17 protein-coding genes are annotated in these 16,760 nt (G+C 66.9%); 13 read left to right on the forward strand and 4 right to left on the reverse strand.

Going from position 1 to position 16,760, the window contains the following annotated elements:
- Positions 1 to 9 precede the first annotated feature (9 nt).
- From AC1DDH_RS07820 to AC1DDH_RS07830, 3 genes are all read right to left on the reverse strand, one after another.
- Entirely contained in the window at positions 10 to 384 is a 375-nt protein-coding gene (locus AC1DDH_RS07820) for a DUF2304 domain-containing protein (protein WP_043435190.1), read from the reverse strand.
- Entirely contained in the window at positions 384 to 1,136 is a 753-nt protein-coding gene (locus AC1DDH_RS07825; RefSeq protein ID WP_476848800.1) for a glycosyltransferase family 2 protein, read from the reverse strand. Before AC1DDH_RS07825 ends, AC1DDH_RS07820 begins: the two co-directional genes overlap by 1 nt.
- A 123-nt stretch (positions 1,137 to 1,259) precedes the next feature.
- Positions 1,260 to 2,510, reverse strand: a complete 1,251-nt coding sequence (locus AC1DDH_RS07830) for a polysaccharide biosynthesis protein (protein ID WP_476858867.1) — start codon at positions 2,508 to 2,510, stop codon at positions 1,260 to 1,262.
- A 95-nt stretch (positions 2,511 to 2,605) separates the two neighbouring features.
- On the opposite strand from AC1DDH_RS07830, the gene AC1DDH_RS07835 reads away from it, so the two are divergent.
- Genes AC1DDH_RS07835 through AC1DDH_RS07845 form a run of 3 tightly spaced genes read left to right on the forward strand, consistent with a single transcriptional unit; the run spans position 2,606 to position 5,804 of the window.
- The gene (locus AC1DDH_RS07835) at positions 2,606 to 3,361 is read left to right on the forward strand and encodes a glycosyltransferase family 2 protein (protein WP_476856699.1); all 756 of its coding nucleotides are present in this window, start codon (positions 2,606 to 2,608) and stop codon (positions 3,359 to 3,361) included.
- Between the two features lie 31 nt (positions 3,362 to 3,392).
- Positions 3,393 to 4,391, forward strand: coding sequence for a dTDP-glucose 4,6-dehydratase (rfbB, locus tag AC1DDH_RS07840; RefSeq protein WP_476856700.1), 999 nt, complete (start codon positions 3,393 to 3,395; stop codon positions 4,389 to 4,391).
- A gap of 3 nt (positions 4,392 to 4,394) precedes the next feature.
- Positions 4,395 to 5,804 (forward strand): sugar nucleotide-binding protein, encoded by a 1,410-nt coding sequence (locus AC1DDH_RS07845; protein ID WP_476955187.1) that lies wholly within the window; start codon positions 4,395 to 4,397, stop codon positions 5,802 to 5,804.
- A gap of 115 nt (positions 5,805 to 5,919) precedes the next feature.
- On the opposite strand, the gene AC1DDH_RS07850 is transcribed toward AC1DDH_RS07845, so the two are convergent.
- Entirely contained in the window at positions 5,920 to 8,418 is a 2,499-nt protein-coding gene (locus AC1DDH_RS07850; RefSeq protein WP_476955188.1) for a lysozyme, read from the reverse strand.
- Between the two features lie 291 nt (positions 8,419 to 8,709).
- On the opposite strand from AC1DDH_RS07850, the gene AC1DDH_RS07855 reads away from it, so the two are divergent.
- From AC1DDH_RS07855 to ftsX, 10 genes are all read left to right on the forward strand, one after another.
- The gene (locus AC1DDH_RS07855) at positions 8,710 to 9,933 is read left to right on the forward strand and encodes a CpaF family protein (RefSeq protein ID WP_476955189.1); all 1,224 of its coding nucleotides are present in this window, start codon (positions 8,710 to 8,712) and stop codon (positions 9,931 to 9,933) included.
- Positions 9,933 to 10,787 carry a type II secretion system F family protein gene (locus AC1DDH_RS07860; protein ID WP_476947062.1) on the forward strand — a complete coding sequence of 285 codons (855 nt, stop codon included), beginning with the start codon at positions 9,933 to 9,935 and terminating at the stop codon, positions 10,785 to 10,787. Before AC1DDH_RS07855 ends, AC1DDH_RS07860 begins: the two co-directional genes overlap by 1 nt.
- On the forward strand, positions 10,784 to 11,725 hold the full coding sequence (locus AC1DDH_RS07865) for a type II secretion system F family protein (protein ID WP_476955190.1): 942 nt from the start codon (positions 10,784 to 10,786) through the stop codon (positions 11,723 to 11,725). Before AC1DDH_RS07860 ends, AC1DDH_RS07865 begins: the two co-directional genes overlap by 4 nt.
- A gap of 292 nt (positions 11,726 to 12,017) precedes the next feature.
- Positions 12,018 to 12,221 (forward strand): hypothetical protein, encoded by a 204-nt coding sequence (locus tag AC1DDH_RS07870; RefSeq protein ID WP_476947063.1) that lies wholly within the window; start codon positions 12,018 to 12,020, stop codon positions 12,219 to 12,221.
- Between the two features lie 12 nt (positions 12,222 to 12,233).
- Positions 12,234 to 12,650: a TadE family protein gene (locus AC1DDH_RS07875; RefSeq protein ID WP_476955249.1), complete on the forward strand. Its 417-nt coding sequence runs from the start codon at positions 12,234 to 12,236 to the stop codon at positions 12,648 to 12,650.
- Positions 12,631 to 13,083: a hypothetical protein gene (locus AC1DDH_RS07880; RefSeq protein WP_476887402.1), complete on the forward strand. Its 453-nt coding sequence runs from the start codon at positions 12,631 to 12,633 to the stop codon at positions 13,081 to 13,083. The genes AC1DDH_RS07875 and AC1DDH_RS07880 overlap by 20 nt, the downstream gene beginning before the upstream one ends.
- Before the next feature lie 35 nt (positions 13,084 to 13,118).
- Entirely contained in the window at positions 13,119 to 13,532 is a 414-nt protein-coding gene (locus AC1DDH_RS07885; RefSeq protein WP_476955191.1) for a pilus assembly protein TadG-related protein, read from the forward strand.
- Positions 13,533 to 13,692: 160 nt separating this feature from the next.
- Complete coding sequence (gene prfB, locus AC1DDH_RS07890; protein ID WP_223916104.1) at positions 13,693 to 14,808, forward strand: peptide chain release factor 2; 1,116 nt, start codon at positions 13,693 to 13,695, stop codon at positions 14,806 to 14,808.
- Positions 14,809 to 15,001: 193 nt separating this feature from the next.
- Positions 15,002 to 15,823, forward strand: a complete 822-nt coding sequence (ftsE, locus tag AC1DDH_RS07895) for a cell division ATP-binding protein FtsE (RefSeq protein ID WP_043435207.1) — start codon at positions 15,002 to 15,004, stop codon at positions 15,821 to 15,823.
- Complete coding sequence (ftsX, locus tag AC1DDH_RS07900) at positions 15,820 to 16,734, forward strand: permease-like cell division protein FtsX (RefSeq protein ID WP_028276034.1); 915 nt, start codon at positions 15,820 to 15,822, stop codon at positions 16,732 to 16,734. Before ftsE ends, ftsX begins: the two co-directional genes overlap by 4 nt.
- Positions 16,735 to 16,760 lie beyond the last annotated feature (26 nt).

Here is a 16,760-nt window from a genome sequence, read left to right on the forward strand (position 1 = left end):
CGGGGCCTCCTACTTCGTCGTCGGCGTCGCCGGAGCGTCGCCGTCCCGGGAGGACATGTCCTCGACCATGGTCCGGAGGATGGCCACTTCCTCCGCGAGGGTGCGGGTCTCGTCCTCGACCACGGACAGCTCCCAGGACAAGTGCAGGCAGACACCGAGCAGCAGCAGGATGCTGATGATGAACAGCAGATTGGACGGCAGCTGGACGCCGACGCGTTCGGCCACGATCGTCAGCAGGCTCGGAAACGCGGCCAGAACCAGCGTGCCGATGCCCACGAAGAGCCAGAGTGCTGCGTATTTCTCGCGAAGCTTCTTCCGGCGGAGCATCTCGAAGACGACGCCGACGATCGCCAGGGCAAGGAAAAAGGCGGGCCAGTTGCCCATTAGACGGCTCCTTTGGCGGCCAGTGCGGGGTCGGAAATGGTGGACCGCTTGCGGGTCAGCGCGAACATGAGGGCGAAGACGGACCGGCCGAGGTAGACGGCGGACTTGACGGGGTTGTGACTGGGAGTCCCGCCTTGGCGCGGGCGCATTTCCACCGGGACCTGGGTGACCCGGCAGCCGGAGCGGATCGCCACCACCAGGGAGTCGATGGTGTCACCCAGATACTCCGCAGGGTAGTGGTCCAGGTACTGGTTGATGGCGCGCCCGTTCGCGGCCCGGAAGCCGCTGGTCACGTCCGTGAGCCGGGTCTTGGCCAGTCCTGAGATGACCTTGGCGAGGAGCTGCATGGCCCACTTGCGGGGTCCGCTGACCGAATAGTCGCCGCGGTCGGCAAAGCGGGCACCGATGGAGATGTCCGCGTGCTCCAGGCCTGCCAGGACCTCGTGGATATTGCGGGGATCGTGCTGTCCGTCGGCGTCCACCTGGATCACGCGCTGGTAACCGAGGCGCTGGGCGTACTTGAAACCGGCCCTCATGGCACCGCCGACGCCCAGGTTGAACGGCAGCGTCAGGACGGTGGCGCCAGCGTCTTTCGCGACCGTCGCGGTGGCATCCGCAGAGCCATCATTGACCACCAGGACATCGTAGGGCCGGCCGACGCTGAGCACTTCCCGGACGGTATTCCCCACGGACTCGGCTTCGTTCCACGCCGGCATTATGACCAGCACACGGGTCGAGTCAAGAATTTTCATAGTTCTCCAATATATCAACGGCCCGGAGGCGGCTGACGGAGTGGGCGGCGTCCGGCTCGGGATTCGTGATCACCCGGGGGCATGCGGTGTTGACGGCGGCGACCGGCCGCGGGCATCCGGCGATCACGCTGCTGATCCTACCTTCCGGCCCCGGCCGCGGGCGCCCGCTGGCAGGATCCGGAGGGAAGGGCGCAGCAGGCCCAGGAACAGGAGGGCCTCGCTCACTGCCATGCCCAGGGCGATGCCGGGAACGTTGGCCGCCAGCCCGGCCGCCACCATGAGCAGCACGCCGACGACGGCGGAAACCGCGGTCCACATCAGCACCGACTTCTGGCGCTGGGCCGGGATCAGCACATTCCGGATCAGGGGCGTCGATGAGGAGATGAAGAAGAAGGACACCCCGTAGAACAGGCAGGTCAGGGTGTCCGCGCGGACAGCTTCGCCGAACATCACGCCGGAGACCCACGGGCCGAACAGTGTGAGGAAGATCCCGCCCGCGAGCCCCAGGGCCGCGTGGGCAGCCATGGCCGCGAAGTGGCGGCGGCGCGGGTCGGCGGCATCGTGCTCCAGGGTCCAGCCCTGGAACGTGTTGCCGAGCGCCACGATCGTGAAGAGCCCCAGGCGGTAGATGGCGTCCGCCGAGGCGAAACCGGCCGTGGCAGCGGCCGACGGCACCGTCGCGGTGGCGATCGGAACCGGGGACGAGCCGTAGGCGCTTCCCGTGAAGTTGATGCCGGCCGTACCCGCGGTGGGCACGATCTCCCGCACGACGGTCCGCGGGCTCCGGGGCAGCCAGGTCCGGGGTTCGCCGAACCGGCGGTGGAATGCGATCAATGCCACGAGCGTCGTAAAGACCGAGACCAGCCCGTAGGTCCAGACTTGTCCGGTGAGCAGGATGACCGGGGCGCTGATGATGGCCGCGAAGAAGCGGGGGAGGGTGTCGTAGACGGCGAGGATCCGGGGCTGGCCGGTGCCGATGCCGTACCACGCCGGCGAGAAACCGGTCAGCGCCGTGGCCCAGGCCATGGTGATGGCATCGAGGCGGAAACCCTCCCGGGCCACGAGCGCGACGATCACGCTCATGACGGGCAGCACGACGACCGCGAGCAGGATCCGCGAACGGACGCTCCTGGAATAAAGTGCCGCCCGCAGCGGGAAGGCGCCGGCACGGGCAATCTCGACCGGGCCGGAGATGTTCCAGCTCCAGAGAATGATGGTCGACGCAAAGATGCCAATGGCCTGGCCGGAGGTGATGCTGGACCAACCGGCGGCCCCCACGACGCGCGAAACGACCGGGAGGAGCAGGAACGGCAAGACCAGTGCCAGCAGCGGCAACAGGGTGAAGCCTGCAAGCCTGAACAGAACGGGTCTCATGCGGTACGGTCCTCGTGCTGGGGGGCTTGACCTAACGATGATACGCGATTGCCCCGCACCGGCCCCTGGCCCAGGAGTCGCCTAGAGTGGTTCGCATGAACGACGAGAATGGCCCCGGCGTGCCGAAGATCAGGGCTAGCGTGTGCATGGCCACCTACAAGGGTGCGGCCTTTGTCCGGGAGCAGATAGCGTCCATCCTCGCCGAGTTGGGTCCCGACGACGAGCTCGTCGTGGTCGATGATGCGTCCCCCGACGAGACTGCCGCGATCGTGGAGGGGATCGATGATCCGCGGATCCGCCTCGTCCGCTCGCCTGTCAACCGGGGGTACGTGCGCAGCTTCGAGGAAGCGATCCGGCTGAGCCGGGGGGAGTACGTGTTCCTGTCCGACCAGGACGATGTCTGGATTCCGGGCCGGCTGGAGCTGATGCTCGCTGCCTTGTCCGGTTCTATGGTGGTCGCCAGCAATTTCGACATGCTGGGCGGCGGGAGCCGGCCCTGGATTCCGCGGCTGAAGTCCGCGGACTCGCGGCGGCACGTGGCAAACTTGTTCGCCATCCTGATCGGGTACCGGGCGTACTACGGCTGCGGCATGGCCTTCCGCCGGGAGGCTGCCCGCTACTTCACCCCGATTCCCGCTTACGTCCGGGAATCACACGATCTCTGGCTGGCCATCTGCGGCAATGTAGCCGGATCGATAACCCACCTTGACGAGTCGACCATTTACCGCCGGATCCACGAATCGAACCAGACGCCTGCCGGCCTGCGGTCGCTGCCCAAGATCGTCGCGGCCCGCGTGATGCTGGTCCGGCTCATGGTCGAAGCCCTCCGGAGGACCCGCCGGCGGGTCTGAGCCGGCAACGGCCTTTCGGTAAGCTGGCCTCATGCAGAAACTCCTCGTCACCGGCGGCGCCGGCTTCATCGGCTCCAATTTCGTCCACTACGTACTGGAGAACACCGACCACCACGTCACGGTCCTCGACAAGCTCACCTACGCGGGCAATGTGGAGTCGCTGGCGGGCCTGCCTGCAGGCCGGTTCACGCTGGTGCAGGGCGACATCTGCGACGCCGCCGTGGTGGAGCGCCTGGTGGCCGGGTCCGACGTCGTGGTGCACTACGCCGCGGAATCCCATAACGACAACTCGCTGCACGATCCGCGCCCGTTCCTGGACACCAACATCATCGGGACCTACACCCTGATCGAGGCCGCGCGGAAGCACAACAAGCGCTTCCACCACATCTCCACCGACGAGGTCTACGGCGATCTCGAGCTCGATGACCCGGAGCGGTTCACCGAGAGCACGCCCTACAACCCCTCCAGCCCGTATTCCTCCACGAAAGCGGGCTCGGATCTGCTGGTCCGCGCCTGGGTGCGGTCCTTCGGCCTGCAGGCAACCATCAGCAACTGCTCCAACAACTACGGTCCGTACCAGCACGTGGAGAAGTTCATCCCGCGCCAGATCACCAACGTGATCGACGGCATCCGTCCCAAGCTGTACGGCAAGGGCGAGAACGTCCGTGACTGGATCCACGCCAACGACCACTCGTCCGCTGTCCTGGCGATCATCGCCGAGGGCCGGATCGGGGAGACCTACCTGATCGGCGCCGACGGCGAGAAGAACAACAAGGACGTCGTCGAACTGATCCTCAAGCACATGGGCCAGGCGCCGGACGCGTACGAGCACGTGGTGGACCGGCCCGGCCACGACATGCGGTATGCCATCGACTCCTCCAAGCTGCGCGAGGAACTCGGCTGGAAGCCGCAGTTCTCCAACTTCGAGGCCGGCATCGAAGACACCATCGCCTGGTACCGGAACAATGAGGACTGGTGGCGGCCCCAGAAGGCCGCCACGGAAGCGAAGTACAAGGAACAAGGCCAGTAGATTATGTCGATCGAGTTCTCGAAAAAGCTCACAGCGCACGAAACCCCGATCCCCGGCGTCGTCCTCTACGACCTTCCGGTCCACGGTGACAACCGGGGCTGGTTCAAGGAGAACTGGCAGCGGGAAAAGATGGTGGCGCTTGGCCTGCCCGACTTCCGTCCGGTGCAGAACAACATCTCGTTCAACGAATCCGCGGGCACCACCCGCGGCATCCATGCCGAGCCGTGGGACAAGTTCATCTCCGTGGCCACCGGCAGGATTTTCGGCGCCTGGGTGGACCTGCGCGAAGGCCCGACCTTCGGCGCCGTGTTCACCGCCGAGATGGACCCCAGCCAGGCCATCTTCATTCCCCGCGGGGTCGGGAACGCCTTCCAGACGCTGGAGGACAACACCGCCTACACCTACCTCGTCAACGACCACTGGTCCGCCGACGCCCAGGGCCAGTACACGTTCCTGAACCTCGCCGACGAGACCGCGGCCATCAGCTGGCCGGTGCCGCTGGGCCGGGCCGAGCTCTCGGACAAGGACAAGGCGCACCCGCGCCTGGCGGACGTCACGCCGATGCCGCCGAAGAAGGTCCTTGTGGTCGGCGCCAACGGCCAGCTCGGCAAGGCGCTGCGCCGGCAGTACGACGGCGACCCGTCCGTTGAGTTTGCCGGCCGGGACGATTTTGACCTCGGCAGCGAGGACGCCTTCGCCGGACGGAACTGGAAGAACTACTCCACGATCATCAACGCCGCGGCCTACACCGCCGTGGATGCCGCCGAGTTGGCCGAGGGCCGCGCGGCCGCCTGGGCAGTCAACGTCACGGCCGTGGCGCGGCTGGCCCGCACCGCCATCGAACACGACCTCACCCTGGTGCACGTGTCCTCGGACTATGTCTTCGACGGCACGCGCGCCACGCACGACGAATCCGAGCCGGTGGCGCCCCTGGGCGTCTACGGCCAGACCAAAGCCGCGGGCGACGCCGTCGTCAGCGTGGTGCCCCGGCACTACATTGTGCGCACCAGCTGGGTGATCGGCGAGGGCAACAACTTTGTCCGCACCATGGCCTCGCTGGCCGAGCGCGGCATCGAACCGTCGGTGGTTGATGACCAGATCGGGCGGCTGAGCTTCACCGAAGACATCGCCGCCGGCATCCGGCACCTGCTGGAATCGGGCGCCGAGTACGGCGTCTACAACCTCAGCAACGACGGCGAGCAGCAGTCCTGGGCGGATATCGCCGCGGACGTCTACGAACTCTCCGGCAAGCCGCGGGAGGCCGTGACCGGTGTGAGCACCGAGGAGTACTTCAAGGGCAAGGCCGTCTCGCCGCGGCCGCTGAACAGCGCCCTCAACCTGGACAAGATCAAAGCGACCGGGTTCACCGTTCCTTCCGCGGCGGAGCGGCTGAGCGACTACCTCGGTTCCTGATTCAACGGTCTTCAACGGTCTTCAACGGTCAGTCCCAGGCACCACAACGCAGACCGGCCCCCGCATGTGCGGGGGCCGGTCTGCGTTGTGCGTGGTGCGGCGTCAGCCAGGGCCACTAATAGGTGAGCGTTTGGCACCCCAGCAAGGAGTTGTTCAAGCTCAGCATCGAGACCGCGACGCCGTAGGCGCACACCCGGTACTGGCCGCGCTGGGTGATGGGGACCGATGACGTGAAGCCGTGGTTGCCGACCGTGTCGAGGGACCGGTTGACGTCCGGGCGCTTCTGGTCGGCCATGAAGGCGTACCCCTTCCGGATCCCGTCAGGCGAGGTCACGTAGACGTGGTCCGGGATCGATGAGGCCGGGAAGGACGGATCCAGGGTCCAGCCGGATGCCTTGATGGAGGCTTTGCCGCTGATGACCTGGATCGAGGCCGCATCCAGGTAACCCATGGTGGCGGGTGTCGGGGCCGCGCTGATGGACTTGCAGCCCAGCAGGGTGTTGCCGGCCGTGACCGGGGCGATGCCGATGGCATAGGCGCACACGGTGTATTTCCCGGCACTGGTCAGCGGGACCGAGACCTGGAAACCGTGGTCACCCACCGTCTGCAGCGCGGCGTTGACGTCCGGACGCGGGCGGTTCGCGGTGAAGGCGTAGCCGGGATTGGTTCCGTTGGGCGACTGGACGTAGACGTGCACGGGCACGCTCTTGCCTGGCTGCACCGGATCCAGTGCCCATCCGCTCACCTGGAAGTTCGCGGCGTTGGGCGCCTGGGTGAGGGACACCGAATCGTAGGAGCCGAAGGGTGCGGGGTTGGCCTCGACGTTTGTGGTTTTGCAGGACAGCAGCACGTTGGCGTTTCGCCCGATCCCGTAGACGCACGCACGGTACGATCCCGGAACGGTGGCTTTGACCTGGTAGTCGAAGCCATGGGCCAGCCCCAGGCCGGTCGCGTCCGCGACATCCTTCCGGGCGACGTTGGCGCTCATCCGGTACCCGGTGGTTTTCCCGGCCGGGTCGGTGACGTAGGCGTCGGCATAGCTGGAAGCCGAGGGGTTGGCGAGGTCGGCTGCCCAGCCCTTGAACTGCAGCGTGACCTTGTCGGCCGTGCGGACCTGGCCGAAGCTGTCGAAGGACCCCGTCGGTGCCTCCACCCCGGTGGCCCGGAGCGACTTGCAGTCCAGGAGTGTGTTGCCGAAGGACCCGATGGCGTAGGCACAGACCTTGTACATGCCCGACGCTGTGATCCGGACCGTGCCGTCGAAGCCGTGCAACGGACCGTAGCCGAGGGCCTGGTCAACATCGGGCCGGGGCTGGTTGGCCTGCCAGGCGTAGCCCTTGGTGGTCCCGGACGGATCAGTCACGTAAATGTGGGTCTGGATCGAGGACGATGTCCTGGCCAGGTCTGCCGACCAGCCCCGGGCGCGCAGGGAGACCGCGGCGCCGTCGCGGGTTACGGAGAGGTCGTCGAAGGACCCGGTGGGCAGCGGCGTCCCGGCGAAGCGCTGGAGTGAGGCATAGTCGCCGTTCCAGATATTGGAGTCACCCACGAACGGCCCGGTGCTGCTGTATTGCCACATGCTGAAAACGCTCCAGCTGGAGGGGACGGGCCCGGCGTTGTCCGTGGCGGAGAGCGGGTAGGACGCGACCCACAGCGGGTAGTCGCCGAAACCCGCCGCGTTGGCCGTGCACTGGTTCCACCACGACGTGTTGGTGTAGATGACGGGAAGGCGGCCCGTGAGGGCCCGCATGGTGTTCCCGAAGTCGCGCACCCAGGACGTCAGCTGCGAGGGGGACATGCCGTAGCAGGTGTTGCCGAAGTAGAAGCCGTTGATGGTGCGGCCGGCGTAGGGGTTGAACTCGAAGTCGAGGACCGGGGGCATGGTCCGGCCGTCGGCACTCCAGCCGCCGCCGTTCTGGACGAAGAAGCGTGCCTGGTCGGCTCCCGAGGACCAGTTCGGGATCGCGAAGTGGTAGGCGCCCCGGATCATCCCGACGCTGCGGGCGCCGTCGTACTGGGCGCCGAAGGAATCATTGGTGAAGTAGTTGCCTTCGCTGGCCTTGACGTAGGCGAAGCGGGCCCCCATGTTCCACTGGCTCTGCCAGTTCACGCTGGTCTGGTGGCCGCTGACGTCCAGGCCTTTGACCCCGTACGACGGCGACCACGTGCCCTGCGTGGTAAGCGATTCAATGGCGGCGGACTCGGTGGTCGCCTTCAGAAGTGGCGACGGAGCGCTGACCCGGGCGGAGCGCTGGCCCATCTCGGCGCCACCGGGGCCGACAGCCGCGGCCATGGCCGCCCGGTCCTTGACGCCGCCCGGCGCCGCCGCGGACTGTGCCGCTGCCTGCGTTGCGGTCGGTGCCGGTGACGGGGCCTGCGTTGGGGTCGGTGCCGGGGCGGCCGGGCGGGCCGTTGCGGATGGCGCCGCCGCGGTGCTCGTGACCGTCGGCGACGGGCTGGCAGACGGCGTGGCAGACGCCGGGGGCGTGGCCGGCTGCTCGACGGCGGTTGCCGGCGACGGAACGCCGGTGATGGCCAGCAGGGTGGCGGCGAGGAGAATGGCCCCTGCCCGACGGCATCGGTGGCTGGTGGGGGGATATAGGGTGCGCTTCATGTTCCGCTCCGGGGCAATGGCACGCTGTGGGAGCCGCGCCACACGGTCTCGCGCCCGAGGGGCTACGAAGAGAGCTGGCCGGGCTGAGAGAATGTCTGACTTAACGCGCTCACCCTAACATCGGCCGACATCTGAGACCAGTGATTCAAGTGTTACTAAAGTGAAAGTTGTCATGTTGAAACCAGGCGGTTATCCACATGCACCCACGGCACCCCTTGCCGGGCCGGTTGCCCGCCCTTAGTTTTAACCCCATCGCGCCGGCACAGGGGCGGCAGTCATATGGGGGTCCAGGTGGAGGCTGTACGCATCGTTGAGGATGAGGTCCGTGAGCTGATCCGCCGGCGGGGCCTTGACCCCCTGCGGGAGTCCGGCGAAGTCCGGCGCCTGGTCGAGGCGGCTGTCAGCGACTACGACGAACGGGCCCTCCTGGCGCCGCTGCCCCCGCTGGGCCCGTTGGAGTCAGCCCGGAGATTCGTCTTCGACGCTGTGGCGGGCTTTGGTGCGCTCCAGCCGCTCCTGGACGATCCGGGCATCGAGGAAATCTGGCTCAACGCGCCGAATGAAATCTACGTGGCGCGCAACGGCGAATCGGAACTGACCTCCGTTTCGCTGACGGACCAGCAGGTCCGGGACCTTGTGGAACGGATGCTGAAGAGCTCGGGCCGGCGCCTGGACATGTCCTCCCCGTTCGTGGATGCGGCGCTCCCGGACGGCTCCAGGCTGCACGTCGTGATCCCGGACGTCACCCGGCGTCACTGGGCCATCAATATCCGCAAGTTCGTCGTCAAAGCCAGCCGGCTCGAGCACCTGGTGGAGCTGGGAACCCTCACCCCGCAGGCGGCCAGGTTCCTCGGCGCGGCCGTCGCCAGCGGCCTCAACATCCTGGTCTCGGGCGCCACGCAGGCGGGCAAAACCACCATGCTCAACTGCCTCGCCGCCGGCATCGGCACCCGCGAACGGGTCATCACGGTGGAGGAAATCTTTGAACTGCAGCTGCCGCTCCGCGACGTCGTCGGCCTTCAGTGCCGTCAGCCGAACCTGGAGGGGCAGGGGGAGATTCCGCTGCGCCGCCTGGTCAAGGAGGCCCTGCGCATGCGGCCGGACCGGCTGGTGGTCGGGGAAGTCCGGGAGGCCGAGAGCCTGGACATGCTCATCGCTTTGAATTCCGGGCTCCCCGGGATGTGCACCGTGCATGCGAACTCCGCCCATGATGCCGTGACGAAAATCTGCACGCTGCCGCTGCTCGCCGGCGACAACATCTCCAGCGCGTTCGTGGTGCCCACCGTGGCGTCCTGCATCGATCTGGTGGTCCATTGCAGCAGGCACACCAGCGGGCGCCGACAGGTCACCGAGATCCTGTCCCTGGGCCGACGGGTGGAAAACGGGATCATCGAGTCATCCATGGTGTTCACGATGTCGGACGGGCAGCTTCTGCCCAAGGCCAACTCCATGCCCGCCGCGGAAAAGTTTGCCCGCTCCGGGTACGACGTCGCGGCGCTGCTGGAGCAGCGGTGATGGCGCCGCTGGTCGGGATGCTGGGCGGCGCCGGCCTCCTGCTGATCTGGTGGTCCGCGTGGGAGACGCCTGAGAGCGTGCGGCGCAGGCCCCGGACCAGCCGGCTTGAGGACCTCTTGCGGTCGGCGGGCATCGAAAAGGTCAGCGCGGCAGGGCTGCTCGCCTCGTGCCTTGGACTCGGGGCCTTCACAACGCTCGCGTTCTTCGCGGTTACCGGGTCTTGGCCGATATCGGCATGCTTTGGCCTCTTCGGCGGCTGGCTGCCGATGGCGATGGTCCGGTGGCGTGCCAGGAAGCGCACGGCTGTCCTCCGCCAGCTCTGGCCCGACGTCGTTGATCATTTGCGCTCAGCCATCAGGGCCGGCCTGTCGCTGCCGGAGGCCCTTATCCAGCTGGGCGACAAGGGCCCCGTGGAGCTTCGCCACGTGTTTGTGGACTTTGGCTCCGACTACCGGTCGGGAGGCCAATTCGATCCCTCACTCACCCGGCTCAAGGACCGTCTGGCCGATCCCGTGGCGGACCGGATCGTCGAGGCCCTCCGGCTCACCCGGGAGGTGGGTGGTTCGGACCTCGGGAGGCTGCTGGGCACCCTCGCGGAGTTCCTGCGGGAGAGTGCCAGGACCCGGAGTGAGCTGGAGGCAAGGCAATCCTGGACCGTCAACGCCGCACGCCTGGCCGTCGCTGCGCCCTGGATTGTCCTGGTGTTGCTGGCCAGCCGTCCTGAGGCTGTGATGGCGTACAACACCCCGCTCGGCGCTGCCGTCCTTTTGGGCGGCCTTGCCGTCTCCCTGCTGTCCTATGCCATCATGCTGCGTATCGGGGCGTTGCCGGAAGAACAGCGGGTCCTCCGATGACCGGCCTGATGGCCGGCGCCACGGTGTGCGGGGCCGTGCTCGGGGCGGGCCTGTGGCTGTTCCTCGTCCGGCTCCCCTTCATGCGCCCAACGACGTTCGTCGAACGTATCGAACCGCAGCTGAGAACCCACAGCCTCGAATCCCGGCTTTTGCGCACCACCCAGCGGAATGTCACACCGTTTGGGCCGCTCGAACGGATCCTCCGCCCGGCGTTCCGGGACGGTGCCAGGTCCCTGGGCCGGATCAACCTTGGCGCGACGGCGTTAAACCGCAGGCTCGCCCGCGCCGGCAGCGCCAAAACAGCCGTGGACTTCCGGGCTGAGCAACTCCTCTGGGCGGCCGGCGGTTTCGTCCTCGCCGTCGGCGGTGTGGCGCTCGCAGGCTCGATGGGCCGCTTCAGCCCGTTCGTCGCCGTCGTGGCCGTCGTGGGCAGCGCCGTCGGCGGGTTCCTGCTCCGGGACTACCTGTTGGGCGCGCACATCAAGAAACGGGAGACGCGGATGATGGCGGAGTTTCCGAGCATCGCCGAACTCATGGCCCTGGCCGTCAGCGCCGGCGAAAGTGCCACCGGTGCCCTGGACAGGGTCTGCCGCAGCGCGCGGGGTGAGCTCTCGCAGGAATTCGGCCGTGTCCTCGCCGAGACCAGGTCCGGCAAGCCCCTCGTGGAAGCCCTCCACGAGTTCTCGTCCAGGACCGATCAAGGGCCGCTGCTCCGTTTCGTGGACGGGATGATCGTGGCCGTGGAACGTGGAACACCCCTCGCCGACGTCCTCCGGGCGCAGGCACAGGATGTCCGGGACACAGCCAAGAGGGAGCTCATGGAGTCCGCCGGCAAGAAGGAAATCGGCATGATGGTGCCGCTTGTCTTTGGCGTCCTTCCGCTCACGGTCATCTTCGCCGTCTTCCCCGGCCTGGCCGCCATCAGTCTCGGACTCTAGGAACCTGGCGAACGACGACGGCGAACGACGACGACGGACAGCCGGCGGCCCGGGCAGGACTCAAGAAAAGTCATACGAGGAGGGAACAGGATACGAAGGACGCCCTGCAGCTGGCCGGCCAGCCTGGGGCACACGGTGCACGATCTGCCGGCGACACGTCACGAACCCTCAGATCCAAAAACAGGACTCCAGAAAAACAGAAAACCAGAAAACAGAAAACCAGAGAACCAGGAAAGAGGAAACGGTGAAGAACTTCGGAACCCGGGCGGCATTGGCGGCCTGCGCGCTCAGCATATTGACCTGGTGGTCTGCTCCGTCGCAAGCGCGGGCGGGGGAGCACGCTGACGTGGGAACCGCCCATCCCCAGCGCGGGGACGTCCCCGGCTGGGTCATGATCACCCTCATGTCGGCAGTCCTCGTGGCCGCCCTGCTCGCGCTCGCCGGTCCTGCGCTTGAGGGACTCTTCAACCAGGCCATGGACAAGGTCGGACAGTAGGAAGTGGCCACCCTGGACGGGGGGACCGGGCGCCAGATCGAAAGCGGGGAAAACCGCAAGGGCGTAGAGCGGGGCGCTGCAGTGGTGGACTTCGTGCTGATCGGTGCGTTGCTCACCTTGCTCTTCCTCGCGATCGTCCAGCTCACCCTGGTACTTCACGTCCGGAATACGCTGATCGACGCCGCCGCCTCGGGCGCCAGATACGGCACGTTGGCCGACCGCAACGACGCGGACGCCAAGGAACGGACTGTCCAGCTGATCACGGCGGCGCTCAACCCGGATTTCGCGCGGGACGTGGGGGCAAGCGAATCGACGTTCCAGGGCATCCGCACACTCGAGGTGACCGTCCGGGCACCCCTGCCGGTCATCGGCTTCATCGGTCCCCGGGCGCTCTTGGAGGTGAAGGGCCATGCGGCCATCCAGCGTTGAATGGCCGGAGCACGGCGCCTCACCGGAACAGGGGAGTGCCGTGGTCGAGTTCGTCTTCCTGTCCGCGCTGCTGATGGTGCCGCTGGTGTACTTCATCATCACCGTGGGCCAGATCCAGGGCGGCTCGTTCGCAGTCGTGGGCGCCGCCGACCAGGCCGCCAAGGTCTACGTTGCCCAGCCGGACGCAGCAAGCGGCCGGGCAGCGGCAGAGCAAGCCGTGCTGCTGGCGCTCGCCGATTACGGCCAGCCGGCGGGAAACGCCACCGTCGACACCCGTTGCGAACCTGCCGATTGTCTGGCTCCCGGCTCGGCGGTGACAGTCACCGTCCGCCTCACCGTGCCCCTGCCGTTTGTGCCGTTCAGCGACGCACTGCACCTGAATGCCAGCCAGCTCAGCGCGTCGGCAACCCAGCTGGTAGGCAGGTTCCGGTGAGGGGCCGGCCCGGACCCCGCCCGCAGGAGGGGCAGGTGCTGGTGCTGAGCATCGGCTTCGTGCTGATTGCCCTGCTGGTCGCCACCGTCGTGATGGCGGCCTCCAGCGTTTACCTGGAACACAAGAAGCTGCTCTCCGCCGCGGACGGTGCCTCGGTGGCCGCCGCGGACAGTTTCACCCTCGGCCAGCTGGGCAACTCCGGCGGCACACCGTCCGCCGTCCTCAGCGGGGCGAGGGTCCGCAGCGCCGCCCTCAACTATCTGGGCCGCAACGGCGCGTTCGACCGCTTCAGCGCCCTAAGCGTGGCGCCGGCGACGGGCAGCCCGGACGGCGCCACCGCCGTCGTCGTCCTGAGTGCAGCTGTCCACCCGCCGGTGGTGAACTTCCTGGTGCCGGACGGCATCCGAATCGAGGCGACGTCCACGGCCCGCTCCCGCCTCAGCCGGTGAGCTGCTGGCCCGCCACTCCGGTTGCCCTGTCAGTAGATGCTGCCAACCAGGCCGTCAGGCAACCCAAAGTGATAGGGCAACCAGCTATCGGGTAACCCAAAGTGACAGGGCAACCGGCAGGGTCAGGGGGCTAGGACACATAGCGTAGGCTTAAAAAACCATGGCAAACATTGATTTTCCCGCTGAAATCCGCGCGCTGCGGGCCACCTACACGTCCATCGAGAACGTCTCGAACGTCGAGGCGCTCAAGGAAGACATCGCCGAGCTCAGCGAGCGGGCCGGTGAACCCAATCTGTGGGACGACCCCGCCGCGGCGCAGGTCATCACCTCGAAGCTCTCGCACAAGCAGACCGAGCTTGAGCGGCTCAACAAGCTCGTGGCCAGGATCGACGACCTCGAGGTACTCGTGGAGCTCGGCCAGGACGAGGACGACGCCGACTCCATGGCCGACGCCGCCGCGGAACTCGAATCGGTCCGCAAGGCGCTGGCCGACCTTGAAGTCGTCACCCTGCTCTCCGGCGAGTTCGACGAGCGCGAAGCCGTGGTGACCATCCGCGCGGGCGCCGGTGGGGTGGACGCGGCGGACTTCGCCGAAATGTTGCTGCGCATGTACCTGCGCTGGGCCGAACGCCACGGCTACCCGACCACCATCATGGATACCTCCTATGCCGAAGAAGCCGGACTGAAGTCCGCCACCTTCGAGGTCAAGGCGCCGTACGCCTTCGGCACCCTCAGCGTCGAGGCCGGCACCCACCGCCTGGTCCGGATCAGCCCGTTCGACAACCAGGGCCGCCGCCAGACCTCATTCGCGGCCGTGGAAGTGATCCCGCTGATCGAGCAGACGGACTCGATCGACATCCCGGACAACGAGATCCGCGTGGACGTCTTCCGTTCCTCCGGCCCCGGCGGCCAGTCGGTCAACACCACCGACTCCGCGGTGCGCCTGACCCACATCCCCACCGGCACCGTGGTGTCGATGCAGAATGAAAAATCGCAGCTGCAGAACCGCGCCGCCGCCCTGCGCGTGCTGCAGTCCCGGCTCCTGCTGCTGAAGAAGGAACAGGAGGACGCCGAGAAGAAGGCGTTCGCCGGCGACGTCAAAGCCTCGTGGGGCGACCAGATGCGCTCCTACGTCCTGAACCCGTACCAGATGGTCAAGGACCTCCGCACCGAGCACGAGGTCGGCAACACCTCGGCCGTGTTCGACGGCGAAATCGACGACTTCATCGACGCCGGCATCCGCTGGCGGACGGACAACCGCAACGCCGAGAAGTAGGCCCGGCGCCGGGCCGGGCGCCTCCACTGGGAGGTCCCTGACAATCGCGCGACACGCCCCGCCGTTCCGGCGGTTCCGCCGTTACCCGTGCGTATAGTCGAGGGGCCGGAGCTCTACTTCCCCCAAACGAAAGCCCTTGCGCCGGCAGCAGAACCGGGCCCTCGCGGCCATGTCCTGCAGGGTACTAAGGGCCATGATCCGTTTCGAAAATGTCACCAAGGTCTATGACCAGAAGGCGCGGCCGGCGCTGGATTCGATCAACCTTGAGATCGACCGTGGCGAATTCGCCTTCCTCGTCGGCGCCTCCGGCTCCGGCAAATCGACCTTCCTGCGCCTGGTCCTCAAAGAGGACCGCGCCTCCTCCGGCGCCGTCTACGTGGCCGGCCAGAACGTCGCGAACATCTCCAGCTGGCGCGTGCCGCGCCTGCGCCGCGGGATCGGCGTCGTCTTCCAGGACTTCCGCCTGCTGCCGCAGAAGACCGTCTTCGCCAACGTCGCCTTCGCCATGCAGGTCATCGGCAAGAGCCGCAGCGTCATCCGCGACACGGTCCCCGAGGTCCTGAAGACCGTCGGCCTGGAAGGCAAAGAAAACCGTCTCCCGCACGAACTCTCCGGCGGCGAACAGCAGCGCGTGGCGATCGCCCGCGCCGTCGTGAACCGCCCCGGCATCCTGCTGGCCGACGAGCCGACCGGAAACCTGGACCCCACCACCTCGATGGGCATCATGGGCGTGCTGGACAAGATCAACCAGAACGGCACCACCGTGGTGATGGCCACGCACGACGACGACATCGTCAACGAAATGCGCAAACGGGTGGTGGAACTGAAGAACGGGGTCGTCATCCGCGACGAGGCCAAGGCCCTCTACACCTCCATGATTCCCGTCGTGGGCCAGTCGCGCCGCCTGCGCGACGCCAGCGGACGGGACGAACAGCCGCAAGTTATCCCGCCCCGGGCCGGCTCGCGCGCCGAAGCCCGCGCCGAGTTCCGCACCGCAGGGGAGGGCCAGGCGTGAGGCTTGCATTCGTCCTGGGCGAGATCGGCAGCGGCCTGCGCCGCAACCTGTCCATGGTGATCTCCGTGATCCTGGTGACCTTCGTGTCGCTGACCTTCGTCGGCGCCGCCGGCATGCTGCAGCTGCAGATCAACCAGATGAAGGGCTACTGGTACGACAAAGTCCAGGTGGCCATCTTCCTCTGCAGTGACGGTTCGACGGCGCCCGGCTGCGCCACCGGTCCGGCGACGCCGGAGCAGGAGGACAACCTGCGCACGCTGCTGAAATCGCCCGCGGTGGCGCAGTACGTCAACGACTTCCAGTACGAGTCCAAGGACGATGCCTACAAGCACTTCAAGGAACAGTTCTCCAATTCCCCGATCGTTGACTCCGTGACCCCGGACCAGCTGCCGGCGTCCTTCCGGATCAACATGAAGGACCCGGAGAAGTACGAAATCATCAGCGAGACCTTTTCATCCCAGGCCGGGGTGGAGACCGTGATCGACCAGCGGCAGCTGCTGGAGCGGCTGTTCTCGGCCATGAACGCCGCGTCCCTGGTGGCCGTGAGCATTGCCGGCGTCATGATCATCTGCGCCATCCTGCTGATCGCAACCACCATCCGGCTCTCCGCGTTCAGCCGCCGCCGGGAAACAGGCATCATGCGCCTGGTGGGCGCGTCCAAGATGGTCATCCAGCTCCCGTTCATCCTCGAAGGCGTGATCGCCGCGGTGATCGGTGCCGCCCTGGCCTCCGGCACCCTGTGGGCCGTGGCCCGTTTCTTCCTCGAAGGCGTCCTGTCCAAGCAGTATCCGGACACCGCGTTTATCTCGCCCGGGCAGACCCTGATCCTGGTACCTGCCCTGATTGGCCTGGGCGTTGTCCTGGCCGGAATTTCCTCCCTGCTGACCCTCCGCCGGTACTTGCGGGTCTAGCTTTGCGCAACGAAAAGGGAATGCTT

The organism is Arthrobacter sp. 10T425 (assembly GCF_056393985.1).